The organism is Gemmatimonadaceae bacterium (assembly GCA_035633115.1).
Lineage (GTDB): Bacteria > Gemmatimonadota > Gemmatimonadetes > Gemmatimonadales > Gemmatimonadaceae > UBA4720.
Genome location: DASQFN010000045.1, coordinates 128,989 through 143,465 on the forward strand (window position 1 = coordinate 128,989; position 14,477 = coordinate 143,465).

Below are 14,477 nucleotides of genomic sequence, written 5' to 3' on the forward strand. Positions count from 1 at the left end.
CAAGCGATGCATCGTGGCTCAAAATGTCGCCCGGACGCCCGAAAAGGTAAGTGTCGGACGATGCGAAGCGGCCCCTTGCGTTGCCATTCCAGACGAAGCCTGGAAATGTACTGCAAAACGACTACATTGTAATACATGAAGAATTCACACCTGACGCTCCGGATTCCTGCCGCTCTGGCTCGCACGCTCGATCGCCTCGCCCACATCCGGGGCGTGCCCAAGTCTCAGGTTGTACGGGAGGCGGTCGCTAGTTATCTGGTTCCGACCGGCGAAGGGGCGAGTCCCGCAGTGGTCACTGGCGCAGAGCTCGCGAAGCGGTGGGCGTCGATTCCGCGACTCGATCCGGCCGAGGCCAGCGAACTGGCCAGCGACATCGCAGATGCACGCGCCGCCGTCCCGCCTCTCGTCGGTGCCTGGACGTGATCATCGATACTTCCCTGCTGATCGCGGCCGAGCGCGGAGCCGTGCGCCTCCCCGAGTGGCTGAGATCGCTGGGAGAGGAGCCGGCAGCGATAGCCTCTATCACCGCGTCCGAGCTGCTCCACGGATGCCACCGCGCCACCAACGCTGGAGTGCGCTCACGACGGTTCGCGTTCGTGGAGGCTCTGCTCGAAGCGATTCCTGTTGCGCCGTTCCGGCTTCAGGAGGCTCGCCGCCACGCCGAGTTGTGGGCGGAGCTAATCCGTCGGGGTCGAACGATCGGTCCGCACGACCTCCTGATTGCGGCCACCGCTCTTGCGCGCGGCGATGCACTCGCCACGCTGAATCAGCAGGAATTCAGGCACGTTCCGGGGCTGCGCCTGATGAAGCTCGGAGACTTGGCGAGCTAGCGCCATGCGCAGGGAATGGTGTGAGGTTCACGCTCGCCCTTCCGCGGGCGAGCGAACAGGGCTAGAGAGTCTTCAGGTACTTCGCCAAGTCGCTCTTCTGCCCATCCGTGAGCTTGAGGGCCCTCACCTTCACGTAGTGCTCGACCACATCTTCCAGTGTTTCCGCGCTTCCGTCGTGGAAATACGGCGGGTGTTGCCATAAGCCGCGCAGCGGAGTCGTGCGGTATTTCTTCTGCGTTGTGCGGGCGGCATACGTCGAATCCATGCCAGTCTCTGATGGAGAGTGCAGGACGCCGGCGTTGTTGTCGGTCAGGCTGCCGCCAACGTGACAGCTAGCGCAGTTCGCATCGAAGACGAGCTTGCCGCGACTTGCGGCGCCGCGTTCGAAGAACGGCTGTGGACCACGAGGAGTCTGTAGGGCGTGCTGGTACGCTCGCAGGGCTGGGAGCTTCGACGTGACCATGTCCGGCTCCTGGACGATGTTCACGCCGAGTCTTGGATCGGAAAAGTTGCCGTGCCCGTGCATCTGCGTTACCGCGACGTAGTTGTTCCAGTAGGAGATCGGGCCCTCGGCAGTATATGTCTCATTCTTCACCGCGGCGAGGCCGTATGCAGGCGGGAGTACGAGTGGCGTGCTCTTGCCGTCGAAGTTGAACCTTGGGTCATATGTACCTGCCGGCCACTCGCGAAGTACGGCTTTCTGCTCAGGAGTGAAGTTTCGAAGCTTCGCCAGGATCTTGCCGACGTCGAGGGTCCGGTTTGGCCAGCCATCCACACGGTGGCCGATGCCCGGAAGCAGGGCGTTGTCGACGGTCGAATGGCAGAGGGCGCACGTAATGCCGATTCGCGCGATGTGACCTTCGTTGTCGAATGTCGCCTTGAGGCCAACGACTGCATTCTGTCTGAGCAGCTCTCGTGTGCCCGAAGTGCTGAGCGGATTGTGAAGGATGAACTGGAGCAGATTGAGCTTATCCATGTCGACTTTCAGTCCGAGGCTCAGCGCCTCGAGCGGCTGAATTTCCTTGTCGACAACCAGGTGCAAACCGGCAGTGTCCGTCCAGAACTGCTCGTCGCCGAAAGTATCGTAGCGGAAAACTGCCTGGCCCTGACGTTCGGCTTCGTTCGAGATTATTGGCTCAGGATGTTCCCGGCACGCGCTGGTAGCGTAAGCAGCGACGGTTGCGAGAATTGCGACTGAATGCCTGGAGATCATGGCCGGCCCCTTTTCGTGCGGCGCCTCGGGGTTCCGCCTCGCTCGATAGGGCGAAGCTCTGGAGATAGTGCAGTCCAAACTGCAATATCCGGGCGCAAACGTTCAATAGGGGGCCAAGAGGGGGAAGGTCAGGATACTTTCCTCGTCTTCGTCATCTCTTTCGGAAATCGGCGGAACCAGGATGAGAGAAGCAGCAGCTCGTCGATCTCGTGGGTTGGTACAGCCAACGCGGGTTTCTCGCTGCTGGTTCCAAAGATGTCGCTCGCCAGACGCTTGAGCTTCGTTCTCTGCCAGGATGAACGCGGCTTCGGAAGCTCTGCCCTCACCACTCCGCGTTTGACAAGGTAAACTCGATCCTCGCCTTCATGACCCTTCACCGTGTAGACGAAGGAGAGCTGCTCCACCGCGAACCGTAAGCGACCGAACTGCTCTCGCAGCACTTCCAGCCGTTGCAGCTTATCGCGGAGTGACGCGGCCCTCTCGAACTGCAGCTGCTCGCTCGCGTCATCCATCTGCCTCCGGAGCGATTCCATTGGACCATCGCTCGCGCCGTCGAGAAAAGCGCGGGCGAGTGCGACGCGCTCGTCGTACTGGCCCGCCGAGCAGCCGGCGACGCAGGGTCCGAGGCATTTGCCGATCTCGTACCTGATGCAGCCCGGTGTGCGCGCCCCGAGCTGAAACAGCTCCTGCTGATCGCTGAAATGCATCTTCATGTCCGACCGGCAGTCACGGAGCATGAGAACGTCGCTCAGCTCACGCAGAGCTTCTTCCATCCTCCGTGCTCCAACGAATGGGCCGTAATACACCGACGCGTCTTCGCCTGAAGGGCCTCGAACGACCATCAGCTTTGGCGCCGTACCTCGCGTGATCTTGATGAACGCGTAATGCGTCTTATCACGCTTCATCGCGTAGTTGAGCCGCGGACGGAATCGCTTGATCAGCTTCAGCTCCTGGAGCAGCGCCGCAAACTCGCTCGGCGTGTACTCCCAGTCTATCGCAACCGCCTCGCGCAGAATGCGGGCGCCCTTCTCTTCGGGATAGTCGCAGCGGAAGTAGCTGAGCAGCCGGGTTCGGACGCGCTTGGACTTCCCGACATACACCACTTCGCCGGTGGACGAGAGCATTCGATAGATGCCCGGCCGGTCTGCCGCTCCCGCGCGGACGATCGCCCGCATGTCGGCGAGCTGAGCGTCGCTTGTCGGCCCCTGCTCAGTAGCACTCCGGAGCCTTGTCACGACTGGCAACGAGCGCAGAACGTCGTGCTTCGGCCGTCGACGGCGTGAGTCCCAATGAGTTTCGCGCCACACCGGTGACAGGGCTTTCCCTCGCGACCGTAGGCCTGGAGCCGCTCCGCGAATCCCCCGCGCTCACCTTTCGCGTCGCGGTAGTCGCGGAAGCTAGTGCCACGCGCAGCGATGGCTTCTTTGAGAACCGAAACAATGCCGTCGTGGAGAGCGCTGGCTTCGCGCACGGTGAGAGATCGCGCCGCGCGTGACGGGTCAACGCGCGCTCGCCACAGCGCCTCGTTGGCGTAGATGTTTCCTATCCCCGCGATTTTGCGCTGATCCATCAAAACCTTTTTTATCGCCTGCACGGAGCCCCGAAGAACGCCCGATAATTGTGCCGGACCGAACGATCGGTCAAGAGGCTCTATTCCGAGGGCCTCCGTGTATCCGGTAAATCTTGCCTCGTCCATCAGCGAGACAGTGCCGAGGCGGCGAACGTCGCAGTAGTGAAGGGCTCGGCCGCGAGGAAGAGCAAATCGCAGGGTGGAATAGGCGAGCAACTCCTTCTCGATCGATCCGTCTTCGACGATGAGCGCTCCGGTGAAGCGGGGCTGCACCAGGAGCCGGTCGCCCGTCGAAAGATCGATCACGACGAGTTTTGCGCGCCGCCAACTCTTTTCGATTCGGGCGCCTTTGACGCGTCTTGCCAGCTGTCGAGGTGTCACCTCCCGGAGAACGTCCGGACGGGTGACCTTGACGCTTTCGATTATCGATCCCGATATCTCCCGATTCAGGTCGCGAGCGATCGTCTCGGTCTCAGGCAGCTCCGGCATTTCGCTCCAGCTCGCGCCATGCGATGTCGCGGCGCATCTGCTTTCCCTCGAGCGTCACGCGCTCCGCATACTCACGTGAGCAAGCGGCCGCCTCGGTGAGCGATGACGCCACTCCCGTGATGGCCAGCACTCGTCCTCCCGCTGCCAGAGTCTGGCCTGATTCACCGTCACGCTTCGTTCCTGCGTGAAAAACGTGTATGCCTTGCGGAGGTGCGGGAAGGCGAATCTCATCGCCGAGGCAGGGAGAATCGGGGTACCCTGCAGCGGCAATCACCGTGGTCACAGCATGCGAGGGATGCCATTCAATTGCATCCGCATCACCGAGCGAGTCGCCGCTCGCTATGCGGTGCAGTATTCCGAGAAGCGAGCTCTTCATAAGCGGAAGAATGGTCTCTGTCTCCGGATCACCAAAACGACAGTTGAACTCCACGACGCGCGGACCGTCGTGCGTCAACATGAGGCCGGCGTAAAGCAGCCCCCTGAAGGGACTGCCGGCATCGCGCAGCGCGGCCAGCGTTGGCAGGAGAATGCGATCCGTAACTTCTCCAATGAGATTCGGTGTCGCGGCAGAGACGGGTGCGTACGCTCCCATCCCTCCGGTGTTCGGACCGAGATCTCCGTCGAGGAGGCGCTTGTGGTCTTGTGCCGGGAGCATTGTCACGACGTTTGCGCCGTCTGTCAGAGCGAACATCGAGAGCTCCTCTCCGGACATGAACTCTTCCACGAGGACCTCGGCTCCCGCGTCGCCGAAGATGCGGTCGCCGAGGATCATCTCGATTGCGCGCTCTGCCTCTTCGATGCTCTTGGCGACAACGACGCCTTTGCCCGCGGCCAGTCCGGACGCCTTGATCACGATCGGAGCGCCATAACGCCGGACGGCCTCCTTCGCTCTGTCGATGCCGGAATGGAGCGTGGCCCGCCCAGTCGGAATGCCCGCGCCTGTCATGAGCGCTTTCGAGAATGCTTTCGACGTTTCGATTCGCGCAGCTGCTCGAGTCGGGCCGAAGATCTCCCGGCCGTTCTGCGTGAAGAGGTCGACGATCCCCGCCTCAAGGGGGGCTTCCGGTCCGACGACTGTCAGATCGATGTCGGCACGCTCTGCAAACGCCGCGAGGCCGTTGGTATCCGTTGCCTTCAGCGGAATGCAATCGCAAATCTCCGCGATGCCGGCGTTACCGGGGGCGCAGATCAGCTCGAGCGAGGAGTCGTCCGCGAGGAGCTTCCATGCGAGGGCGTGCTCGCGCCCGCCGCCGCCCACAAGGAGAACTTTCAACCGATTCCCGCCGCCCCTTATCCGCTCATTCGTCTAATCCGTTTATGCGAAGGCGCGCTCGACATCGGCGAGCAGATCCTCGACGTCCTCCACCCCGCAGGAGAGACGCACCAGCCCTTCTGTAATCCCGAGGTGTGCCCTTCGATCCGGCTCAACTGAAGCGTGAGTCATCGACGCGGGATGACTTATCAGGCTCTCGACACCGCCGAGCGATTCGGCCAGCGAGAATACGCGAACCTTCGAGAGCACCTCTGCCGCGCGGTCCTTCGTTCCCATCTCGACCGAGATCATCCCGCCGAAGCCCTTCATCTGTCGCTTAGCCAGGTCATGCTGAGGATGTGACTCGAGCCCCGGATAGATGACGCGCTCATTGCCGAGCTTCTCCGCGAGATAAGCGGCGATGCGCCGGCCATTGGCGTCGTGCTGCACCATCCGGAGGTGCAGGGTTTTCGTTCCACGGAGGGCGAGCCATGAGTCGAAGGGGCCGGGCACCGCCCCCGATGCGTTCTGGATGAACTGAATTCGCTCTGCGAGATCGTCGTCGCGCATGATGGCGATGCCCCCGACCATGTCGCTGTGCCCATTCAGATACTTCGTTGTTGAATGGTATACGATGTCCGCCCCGTACTCGAACGGCCTCTGGAAGAAGGGCGTAGCGAAGGTGTTGTCTACGATGAAGAGCGCGTCCGCGCGCTTCGCGATCTCGCCGGCAGCGGTGAGATCGGTAATGCGCATCAGCGGATTCGTCGGGGTCTCGACGAGAATCGCGCGCGTGTTCGGAGCGCAGGCGTCTGCGATATTCTGCGGGTCACGGGTGTCGACAAACGAGAAACAAAGGCCATAGCCGCGCAGAATCTTGTCGAACAGCCGGAACGTCCCGCCGTAGACGTTCTCGCCGCAGATGATGTGGTCGCCGGACTTGAACAGCTTCATGATCGAGTCGAGGCAGCCCATTCCGCTGGAGAATGCGAATCCGTGAACGCCACCCTCGAGGGCGGCGACGTTTCGCTCCAGCGCTTCGCGAGTGGGATTTTTCCCGCGAGCGTACTCGTATCCCTTGTTCTTGCCGAGCGCTTCCTGGACGTACGTTGAAGTAGTGTAGATCGGCGTCATGATGGCGCCGGAGAGAAGATCCGGCCGCTGGCCGGCGTGAATTGCGCGGGTTGCAAACCCGGCGTTCATGTCTTCGTCGAAGATGCGGGCCATGCTGTCGGTGGTGTGGGTGAGACTCAAAGATAGCCGGAGCGGAGATCGTTCGTCGCGCTAGATTACGCCCGAATGCGGGCGCGGGTGGTGTCGATTTGAAAACGCTTTTGCCAGTTTTGCCACTTTCTACAGACCTAAAGGCGCCGGCCACCTGATGGCAAAACTGGCAATGGCGTTTTCAAGTCGACACCACCCGCGCCCTTAGCCGGAGGGGAGTGATGCATGCCGAATGAGGGATTGATGATCAGCGTGTCCGGCGTGCGCGGCCGCGTCGGAGAAGGGCTCACCCCGGAAGTGGTGGCGCGGTACGCGGCCGGGTTCGGCGCCTGGGCGCGCTCACGTGTCGTCGGCGATGCGACGGTGGTTGTCGGCCGGGACAGCCGTGTCTCAGGCCCGATGTTTCATCGCGTCGTGCTGAGTGCCCTTCAGTCGGTCGGTTGCAACGTGATGGACATCGGGATGACGCCGACCCCAACCGTCCAGCTTGCCGTAGAGCACCACCATGCTGCGGGCGGACTCGCCATAACCGCCAGTCATAATCCAATCGAGTGGAACGCTCTCAAGTTCATCAGCTCGTCGGGACTCTTCCTCGACGGCGAGGAAAGCGCCGCAATGCGCGCGGTCGTCGACGGTGAGATCCCCCGCGCGACTTTCGACAAGCTGGGTGTTATCGCGGAAGATGTAGAAGCGATTGCGAGACATCACGCCTCGATACTCGCGATTCCTTTCCTCGACGTGGATGGAATTCGCAGAAGGCAATTTCACGTCGCCCTCGATTGCGTGCGCGGAGCGGGCGGGGCGTTCATGCCGAAGCTTCTGACGCTGCTTGGATGTCGCGTATCCGCGATTAATCTCGAGACGGACGGGCGGTTTCCCCGGCCACCCGAGCCCGTCGCCGAGAATCTGGGGGAGCTCGAAGCTCTCGTGGTTTCCTCCAGGGCGGACATCGGATTTGCCGTCGATCCCGACGTCGACCGTCTCGCGCTGGTGTCCGAGGAAGGGAAGGCTATTGGCGAGGACTACACGCTGGCGCTCGCGGCCAGAGTCGTGTTGCGCCACCGCGAGGGCAATGTCGTGACCAACCTTTCGACGAGTCGAATCGTCGACGACATCGCGCAGGAACAGAATCGCAAGGTTATTCGATCACCAGTTGGTGAAGTCAACGTCGCAACACGGATGCGCTCTGAGAAGGCTCCAATCGGAGGGGAAGGCAACGGCGGCGTCATCCTCTCGGAGCTGCATCTCGGTCGCGACGCGCCACTTGGCGCGGCGCTCATCCTTCAGCTCCTGCACGAGGAAAGCAAGTCGCTGTCGGCAATCGTCGCCGGCTACCCCCGCTACTCGATCGTCAAGGACAAGCTCGACCGGCCGGCAGCTCCGCTCGACGCCGTTTATAAGGCGCTGCGGAAGGTTTTCGCCGACGCTGACGCCGACCTGCAGGACGGATTGAGACTCGCATGGAGCGATCGATGGGTCCACGTTCGACCCTCCGGAACGGAACCAATCGTGCGTGTCATAGCGGAAGCGCCAACTGAAGACGCGGCGCGGGAATTGATCAGACAGTCCCGGGCGCCTCTGGACGCCCTTTCCGGGTAAATTGCAGCAGGCAAATAAGGGGTTCTGTTATGTGTGGAATTGTCGGCTATATCGGGGATCGCGAGGCGACTCCTCTTCTTCTTGAAGGTCTGAAACGGCTCGAGTACCGCGGCTACGATTCCGCCGGCGTGGCGGTGATGAACGGGCAGGGGGTCGATACCCGGAAAGCGGCGGGGAAGATATCCCGACTCGAAGCGGCTCTCGCCGCCCAGCCTATAGTTGGCGACACCGGAATCGCTCATACGCGATGGGCGACGCACGGCGCGCCCAATCAGTGCAACGCCCATCCGCAGATGGACTGCAAGGGGCACGTCGCGGTGGTCCACAATGGAATCATCGAGAACTCGACCACCCTGCGCGCCCATCTCACCGAGATCGGTCACAAATTCACCTCCGAGACGGACACCGAAGTAATCGCTCACCTCATCGAGGAGGCGTTCGACGGCAACCTCGAGGACGCGGTCATCGAAGCCCTGTGGCAGATCGAGGGCACCTATGGGATCGCTGTCGTGTCCAGCGAGGACAAGAACAAGATCGTCGCCGCTCGGAAAGGCAGTCCGCTTCTGATCGGCCTTGGCGACAAGGAGTATTTCGTCGCCAGCGACGCGTCGGCAATTCTCGCGCATACCCGCGAAGTCGTGTATCTCGACGACGGCGAGCTGGCGGTCCTCACACGCGACGGCTACCGGGTGATCGACCTGCGCGCGGTGAAGCAGGACAAGAAGGTCAGCAAGATCGACTGGGACCTGAGCCAGATCGAGCGCGGCGGCTTCGACCACTTCATGCTGAAGGAGATCTTCGAGCAGCCGGAGACCATCGAGAACTGCATGCGCGGCCGCCTGCTTCCCGAGGAAGGAACGTCGAAGCTCGGCGGTCTCAACATGAGCGACGAAGAGCTTCTGAAGATCGACAACATCGTCATCACCGCGTGTGGAACTAGCTGGCACTCGGCCCTGATCGCCGAGCACATGCTCGAGGAGCTGACTCGTATTCCCGTCGAGGTCGAGTACGCCTCCGAGTTCCGCTATCGCAATCCGATTGTAAACGACCGCACCCTGTGCATCGTCATCTCCCAGTCGGGGGAGACGGCCGACACTCTGGCGGCGATGCGCGAGGCGAAGAAGCGCGGGGCGCGAACTTACGGCGTAGTGAACGTCGTGGGATCGACGATCGCCCGTGAGACCGACGGCGGCATCTACGTGCACGCTGGTCCGGAGATCGGCGTTGCATCGACGAAGGCGTTCACGAGCCAGGTCGTGGCCCTCGCGCTGTTCACATTGAAGGTCGCGCGCCTCAAGGATCTCTCCCTGGTTCGCGGGAAGGAGATCATCGAGGCGCTTCACGCGCTGCCGGCGCAGGTAAAGCAGATTCTCGATCGGGCAGAGGAGATCGAAGGGCTCGCCGAAGAGTTCAAGCGGGCGCAGAATTTCCTTTACCTCGGGCGCGGATACAATTTCCCGACCGCTCTCGAGGGGGCCCTCAAGCTCAAGGAGATCAGCTACATCCACGCGGAGGGGTATCCCGCGGCGGAGATGAAGCACGGTCCCATCGCGCTCATCGACGAGATGATGCCGGCGGTATTCATTGCGCCGCACGACTCGGTGTTCGACAAGATTGTCTCGAACGTGCAGGAGGTCAAAGCCCGGAAAGGGCGTGTCATCGCCATCACCAGTCGCGAGGAGCCGTCGCTCGCTGGTCTGCTCGACTACGAATTCCGCGTACCTGAAACGATCGACATGCTGGCGCCGATTCTCGCGTGTGTTCCGTTGCAGCTTCTGGCCTACTACATCGCTGTCAAGCGGGGGTCGAACGTCGACCAGCCGCGCAACCTCGCGAAATCAGTAACCGTAGAGTAGCGCCTGCGCGTTCTGCTTCAGCGGGTATCGCGGGCGGAGGTGCGTATCGAAGGCCGGCCGACCGGGCAGATCGGTCGCGGCTTCCTCCTCCTCGTCGGCTTCACCGCGACTGATACAACAGCGCAGATTGAGTGGATGGCCGAAAAGGTCGCGGGCCTCCGCCTCTTCGGCGACGATGAAGGCAAGATGAATCTGTCGCTCGCCGACGTGGGCGGGGCGCTGCTCGTGGTGTCGCAGTTCACGCTCTATGGAAACGCGGAGAAGGGAAGACGCCCAAGCTTTATCGACGCGGCGCGGCCGGAAATAGCAATTCCACTGTATGAGGCTTTCGTCGCGGGGCTCCGCTCGAAAGGCTTCCGCGTCGAGACGGGCGAATTCGGTGCGATGATGGATGTCGATCTCGTGAACGACGGGCCCGTGACGCTCCTGCTCGAGCGATAGACGCGTAGTGACCAGCCTGGCCAGGGTGAACGTCGTCCTTGCGTCGAGCTCACCTCGCAGACACGAGCTTCTCCGCCTGATCGGTGTCGAGCACGACGTAATCCCGGCCGATGTTGACGAGAGCCACACACCGGGAGAGAAGCCGGATGCTCACGCGGAGAGGCTGGCGAGGACCAAGGCTGAAGCCGTTGCCGCGGACCGTCCGCAGTCACTCATCATCGGCGCGGACACGATCGTCGTCGTCGATGAGCACGTCCTTGGCAAGCCCCGCGACGTGGCAGATGCCGCCCGGATGCTGCGGATGCTGAGCAACCGAACTCATGTCGTCATGACTGCGGTTGCCGTTTCTCTCGCTGGACGCACCGTGTCGCTCGTAGAAAAGGTTACCGTGACGTTCCGCGATCTATCCGACGATCAGATCGCACGATACATCGCAACCGGCGAGCCGATGGACAAGGCCGGGGCGTACGGGATTCAAGGATATGGTGCAACAATCGTAAGACGAATCGACGGTGACTATTTCGCCGTGATGGGCCTCTCTCTCGTGCGCCTCGTCGACCTGATGGCGGAACTTGGCGTCCGCTACGACTTCGCCCGATAGCGCCCCGCCCAGATCTCCAGGCGCTCCGCGACGTCGGCCACTTCGATTCTCTGCATTCTTCCTGGACGCGTTTCCATCGAGACAGGGCGTGCCTCGCCGGGCTTGTGGTACGCGTCGATCACGAGATCCTGGAATTTGCGGTACGGCCCGGTACGTCTCGGATCGCTGTAGCCGATGAGGCTCACGACCGGACGGTCGAGCGCGACCGACATGTGAAGGGGGCCGGTATCCGGGGCGAGGACAATCGCTGCCGCATCGAGGATCGAAACGAGTCGTCTGAGCCCGCTTCCCAGCTCGATGAGCGGGGACTCGCCAGCGGCGGACCTGATTCGTTCAGCAGCCGCTTTCTCGCGCGACGATTCTCCACCGACAAGGACGGCACGCAGTCCGTATGCACCCTGGAGGAGGTCGCACACCGCCGCCCATCGCTCTGGAATCCAGTCCTTATCGGGTTTGCTGGTACCAACGACAATCGCGGCATAGGGGCGGCCCACTCGTGTCACCCAGTCGCCCTGCCATTCCCGCTCATCGTCCCACGGACCGAGCCGCCACTCGACTGGCTCAGGTGCGATACCGAGCTCGTCGAGAAACTCGAAATACTGGTCCTGCACGTGCTGAACCGGATTCACACCAATCCGCCGGTTCGTGAAGAGCCAGTTGAAGTCGCGAGCGCGAGCGCGGTCGAAGCCGAGCCGCACGGGTGCCCCGGAGAGCGCAGTGATCAGCCCCGCCTTGAAGTAGACCTGAAGATCCAGCAGCAGATCGAACCGGCGTTTCCGAAGCTCGCGCCGGACGTCGGCAAACGCCCGCCAGCCTCGGCCACGCTCGAAAGTGATGATGTCGTCCACTGCCGCGTGCCCGCGAACGAGCGAGGCCGGGCCAGGCTGAAGCACCCACGTTACGCGCGCCGCAGGGCGATGCCGCTTGATGGCATTGATGACGGGCAGGACGTGCACCGCGTCGCCCACGGCGCTCATCATCACTATGCAGACGCTGTCCATCGGATGGGCGGTCATCGATGGGTGGTCCCGCGCGCATGAGGTGCCACTAATGGAACGTGAATCATCCGGCGAGATCGATTGTCCGAGCGCGCAACGCCTGGATCTCGATGTCGTCAATCACAAGGCCGCGCTGATCGCGCCACTTCCGAATCGACCGCTCGAGCCGGTCGATGTTCGCCTGAAGCACTATCGGATCGCCCGGGATGTGAAATCGGATACGATCGACGTCGAGGATATGCGCACGCGATGCATTCATTTCGCCGGCGGTCATATCCGTAATGACAATGTTCTTGAGATTGAGGTCGGGATGGTGTGCGCCGGCCCGCGACAACGCAGCGACGAGAGCGGCCGCATCCTCGAGGATCGTATCCCGTCGTTCCCCGCGATCATCAGCGGCCAGCAGCGAAGCTAGATCGACGCCGCCAGGGAGCTCGCGTGTCACGACATCCGTCCGCCTGAGGATAACTCCCGCGCGGTAGACGACATAGGCGATAATCTCCGGAGTCGACACTCCGGCTGTTCGGAGTTGAAGCGACGTGATCAACTCGCGAAGGCCGCGCGTAGGTGGGAGAAACAGATCGGAGTTGAAGCGGGCGAGAGCACCACCTCGCATCGAGCGCCTGACGACAGCGCTTCCACAATCCTCGGGCAGCTCGACGGCATAAACGGGAGCGCGCCCCTCGAACTTTCGCGCCCCCTCCTGTCGCGAGGCGAATCCGTAGACCGACTCTTTCTCCAGAATTCTCTCGAGTGCTCCCTTGCAGCTCTCGAGCACGACTCCGCGCGCACCCGGCGCGGAAATGCGCGCGTAACCCGGCAATCGAATCCTCAACCCCCGCGGCCCGTGCTAACCTGGCCGATTGCCGCGAGCAGTGCCCCAGCCTTGCTCTCCGTTTCATCCCATTCGGTGGCGGCGACGGAATCTGCTACGATGCCCGCTCCGGCCTGCACTGACGCCACGCCGTCGGCGATCACGCACGTCCGGATAGTGATGGCGAGGTCCATTCGCCGCCCGCCGGCGGCGATGTATCCGATTGCACCCGCGTAGGGGCCGCGTGACTCCTCCTCCATCTCGTCGATGATCTCCATCGCGCGGACCTTCGGCGCGCCAGTCATCGTGCCGGCGGGAAAAGTGGCGCGAAATACGTCCATTGCCGAGAGATCGCCGTTTATCTCTCCCTCCACCTGGCTGACTATGTGAAGCACGTGCGAATACTTCTCGACAGACATGAGATCGGTAACGGCAACCGTTCCGTAACGAGCCACTCTGCCGATGTCGTTACGGCCGAGGTCTACGAGCATGATGTGCTCCGCGCGCTCCTTGGGGTCGGCAAGGAGCTCATGTCGCAGCAGCTCGTCCTGCTCATCGGTTTTCCCACGGGGCCGTGTGCCCGCAATCGGACGCAGTGTTACGCGGTTGTCAGCGAGCCGCAGAAGAAGCTCGGGCGAGCTGCCCACGAGCTCCAGGCCGTCGAGCACCAGGTGAAACATGTAAGGCGAAGGATTCATCGACCGCAGCGCGCGGTAGAGCGTGCCCGCGGAGAAATTCGCGGGCAGGTCGATGCGTCGAGAGAGAAGCGCCTGAAAACAGTCGCCTGCCCGGATGTGCTCGCGTATGCGCTCTACCCGCTCCATGAACGATGCGCGATCCATGTTCGAGCGCCCACGCGCGGGCGGTGAGTCTCCGTCAAGCACGAGCGGACCAAGCCGCGACGGCTCACTGAGGCCGGCCTCGATCTCTTCTATCTCGCGTGTTGCGACGTCGTACCCACTGCGAAGGGAATCGTCGTCGGCGCCGGCCGGGACCTCGACACCCACCACGATCCTCGCCTGCGCCCGGAGACTGTCGACGATGACGAGTGTCCTCGTGAAGACGAACAGCGCATCGGGAATGTCGGAGTGGGCGAGCTTCCGGTGTGGAAGCCGCTCGATCAGGCGAACGATGTCATAGCCAAAGTAGCCGACGGCCCCCGTCCAGAAAGCGCCGAGCTCGGGCACGTCCACTGGTGGAGACGTCGAAATGAGTGCGTCAAGATCGGCGAGCGGGTCGGCGGGACTTCGCGCGTTGTGCCAGCCATTGGAAGTATCCCAGTCCTCCACGACGCCGTCCTTGAATCGCCATGCGGCGCGCGGCTGAGTCCCGAGGAAAGTGTATCGTGCCCACGTCTCGCCGCCGGCGGGAGCAGACTCGAGAAGAAAGCCGAACGGCTCGCGCCGCAGCTTCGCGAACGCGGACACGGGGGTGTCCGCGTCGAACACGGTGTCACGCCAGACAGGAACGATCCTGGTTTTCGCGGAGGCGGTGCCCTCCTGCCCGATTTCCGGTTGCGAGCGCGAAAGCGCCGCGAACCGGTCGAATGTTGAGTGGCTCATTGGCTTCCAAGCTACCCACTCGTACGGA

Annotated in this window: 14 protein-coding genes; 6 read left to right on the plus strand and 8 right to left on the minus strand. The window is 62.4% G+C overall.

All coding sequences use genetic code 11. The features are described from left to right. Positions 1-135: 135 nt before the first annotated feature. Both VES88_04205 and VES88_04210 read left to right on the plus strand, forming a co-directional pair. Positions 136-423: a ribbon-helix-helix protein, CopG family gene (locus tag VES88_04205; protein HYN80681.1), complete on the plus strand. Its 288-nt coding sequence runs from the start codon at positions 136-138 to the stop codon at positions 421-423. Beyond that, positions 420-830, plus strand: a complete 411-nt coding sequence (locus VES88_04210) for a type II toxin-antitoxin system VapC family toxin (GenBank protein ID HYN80682.1) — start codon at positions 420-422, stop codon at positions 828-830. The genes VES88_04205 and VES88_04210 overlap by 4 nt, the downstream gene beginning before the upstream one ends. A 61-nt stretch (positions 831-891) precedes the next feature. Here VES88_04210 and VES88_04215 read toward each other — a convergent pair whose 3' ends face one another. From VES88_04215 to VES88_04235, 5 genes are all read right to left on the minus strand, one after another. Then, the gene (locus VES88_04215; protein ID HYN80683.1) at positions 892-2,043 is read right to left on the minus strand and encodes a c-type cytochrome; all 1,152 of its coding nucleotides are present in this window, start codon (positions 2,041-2,043) and stop codon (positions 892-894) included. A gap of 128 nt (positions 2,044-2,171) precedes the next feature. Continuing rightward, positions 2,172-3,278 (minus strand): UvrB/UvrC motif-containing protein, encoded by a 1,107-nt coding sequence (locus VES88_04220; protein HYN80684.1) that lies wholly within the window; start codon positions 3,276-3,278, stop codon positions 2,172-2,174. Next, positions 3,275-4,102 (minus strand): bifunctional DNA-formamidopyrimidine glycosylase/DNA-(apurinic or apyrimidinic site) lyase, encoded by an 828-nt coding sequence (gene mutM, locus VES88_04225; GenBank protein ID HYN80685.1) that lies wholly within the window; start codon positions 4,100-4,102, stop codon positions 3,275-3,277. Before mutM ends, VES88_04220 begins: the two co-directional genes overlap by 4 nt. Continuing rightward, positions 4,086-5,375: a phosphoribosylamine--glycine ligase gene (purD, locus tag VES88_04230; protein HYN80686.1), complete on the minus strand. Its 1,290-nt coding sequence runs from the start codon at positions 5,373-5,375 to the stop codon at positions 4,086-4,088. Before purD ends, mutM begins: the two co-directional genes overlap by 17 nt. A 42-nt stretch (positions 5,376-5,417) precedes the next feature. After that, positions 5,418-6,581 (minus strand): PLP-dependent aspartate aminotransferase family protein, encoded by a 1,164-nt coding sequence (locus VES88_04235; GenBank protein HYN80687.1) that lies wholly within the window; start codon positions 6,579-6,581, stop codon positions 5,418-5,420. Between the two features lie 222 nt (positions 6,582-6,803). Here VES88_04235 and glmM point away from each other — a divergent pair, with 222 nt between their 5' ends. The 4 genes from glmM to VES88_04255 are packed head-to-tail and all read left to right on the plus strand — an operon-like array spanning position 6,804 to position 11,075. Then, positions 6,804-8,177 (plus strand): phosphoglucosamine mutase, encoded by a 1,374-nt coding sequence (gene glmM, locus VES88_04240; protein HYN80688.1) that lies wholly within the window; start codon positions 6,804-6,806, stop codon positions 8,175-8,177. A 29-nt stretch (positions 8,178-8,206) separates the two neighbouring features. Next, positions 8,207-10,033: a glutamine--fructose-6-phosphate transaminase (isomerizing) gene (gene glmS, locus VES88_04245; protein HYN80689.1), complete on the plus strand. Its 1,827-nt coding sequence runs from the start codon at positions 8,207-8,209 to the stop codon at positions 10,031-10,033. A gap of 12 nt (positions 10,034-10,045) precedes the next feature. Beyond that, positions 10,046-10,474 (plus strand): D-aminoacyl-tRNA deacylase, encoded by a 429-nt coding sequence (dtd, locus tag VES88_04250; GenBank protein HYN80690.1) that lies wholly within the window; start codon positions 10,046-10,048, stop codon positions 10,472-10,474. Between the two features lie 7 nt (positions 10,475-10,481). Continuing rightward, positions 10,482-11,075: a Maf family protein gene (locus tag VES88_04255; protein HYN80691.1), complete on the plus strand. Its 594-nt coding sequence runs from the start codon at positions 10,482-10,484 to the stop codon at positions 11,073-11,075. Here the strand turns inward: VES88_04255 and VES88_04260 are convergent. From VES88_04260 to VES88_04270, 3 genes are read right to left on the minus strand one after another with little or no spacing between them, the layout of a single operon-like run. Further along, positions 11,057-12,091, minus strand: a complete 1,035-nt coding sequence (locus VES88_04260) for a glycosyltransferase family 9 protein (protein HYN80692.1) — start codon at positions 12,089-12,091, stop codon at positions 11,057-11,059. The genes VES88_04255 and VES88_04260 overlap by 19 nt on opposite strands. Positions 12,092-12,137: 46 nt before the next feature. Beyond that, complete coding sequence (locus VES88_04265; protein HYN80693.1) at positions 12,138-12,908, minus strand: lipopolysaccharide kinase InaA family protein; 771 nt, start codon at positions 12,906-12,908, stop codon at positions 12,138-12,140. Then, complete coding sequence (locus VES88_04270) at positions 12,905-14,449, minus strand: anthranilate synthase component I family protein (GenBank protein ID HYN80694.1); 1,545 nt, start codon at positions 14,447-14,449, stop codon at positions 12,905-12,907. The genes VES88_04265 and VES88_04270 overlap by 4 nt, the downstream gene beginning before the upstream one ends. Positions 14,450-14,477: the final 28 nt, after the last annotated feature.

Coding starts and splice junctions, on each gene's coding strand:
- VES88_04205 (HYN80681.1), top strand. CDS start 136: ATGAAGAATTCACACCTGACGCTCCGGATTCCTGCCGCTCTGGCTCGC.
- VES88_04215 (HYN80683.1), bottom strand. CDS start 2,043: ATGATCTCCAGGCATTCAGTCGCAATTCTCGCAACCGTCGCTGCTTAC.
- mutM (HYN80685.1), bottom strand. CDS start 4,102: ATGCCGGAGCTGCCTGAGACCGAGACGATCGCTCGCGACCTGAATCGG.
- VES88_04235 (HYN80687.1), bottom strand. CDS start 6,581: ATGGCCCGCATCTTCGACGAAGACATGAACGCCGGGTTTGCAACCCGC.
- glmM (HYN80688.1), top strand. CDS start 6,804: ATGCCGAATGAGGGATTGATGATCAGCGTGTCCGGCGTGCGCGGCCGC.
- glmS (HYN80689.1), top strand. CDS start 8,207: ATGTGTGGAATTGTCGGCTATATCGGGGATCGCGAGGCGACTCCTCTT.
- VES88_04260 (HYN80692.1), bottom strand. CDS start 12,091: ATGACCGCCCATCCGATGGACAGCGTCTGCATAGTGATGATGAGCGCC.
- VES88_04270 (HYN80694.1), bottom strand. CDS start 14,449: ATGAGCCACTCAACATTCGACCGGTTCGCGGCGCTTTCGCGCTCGCAA.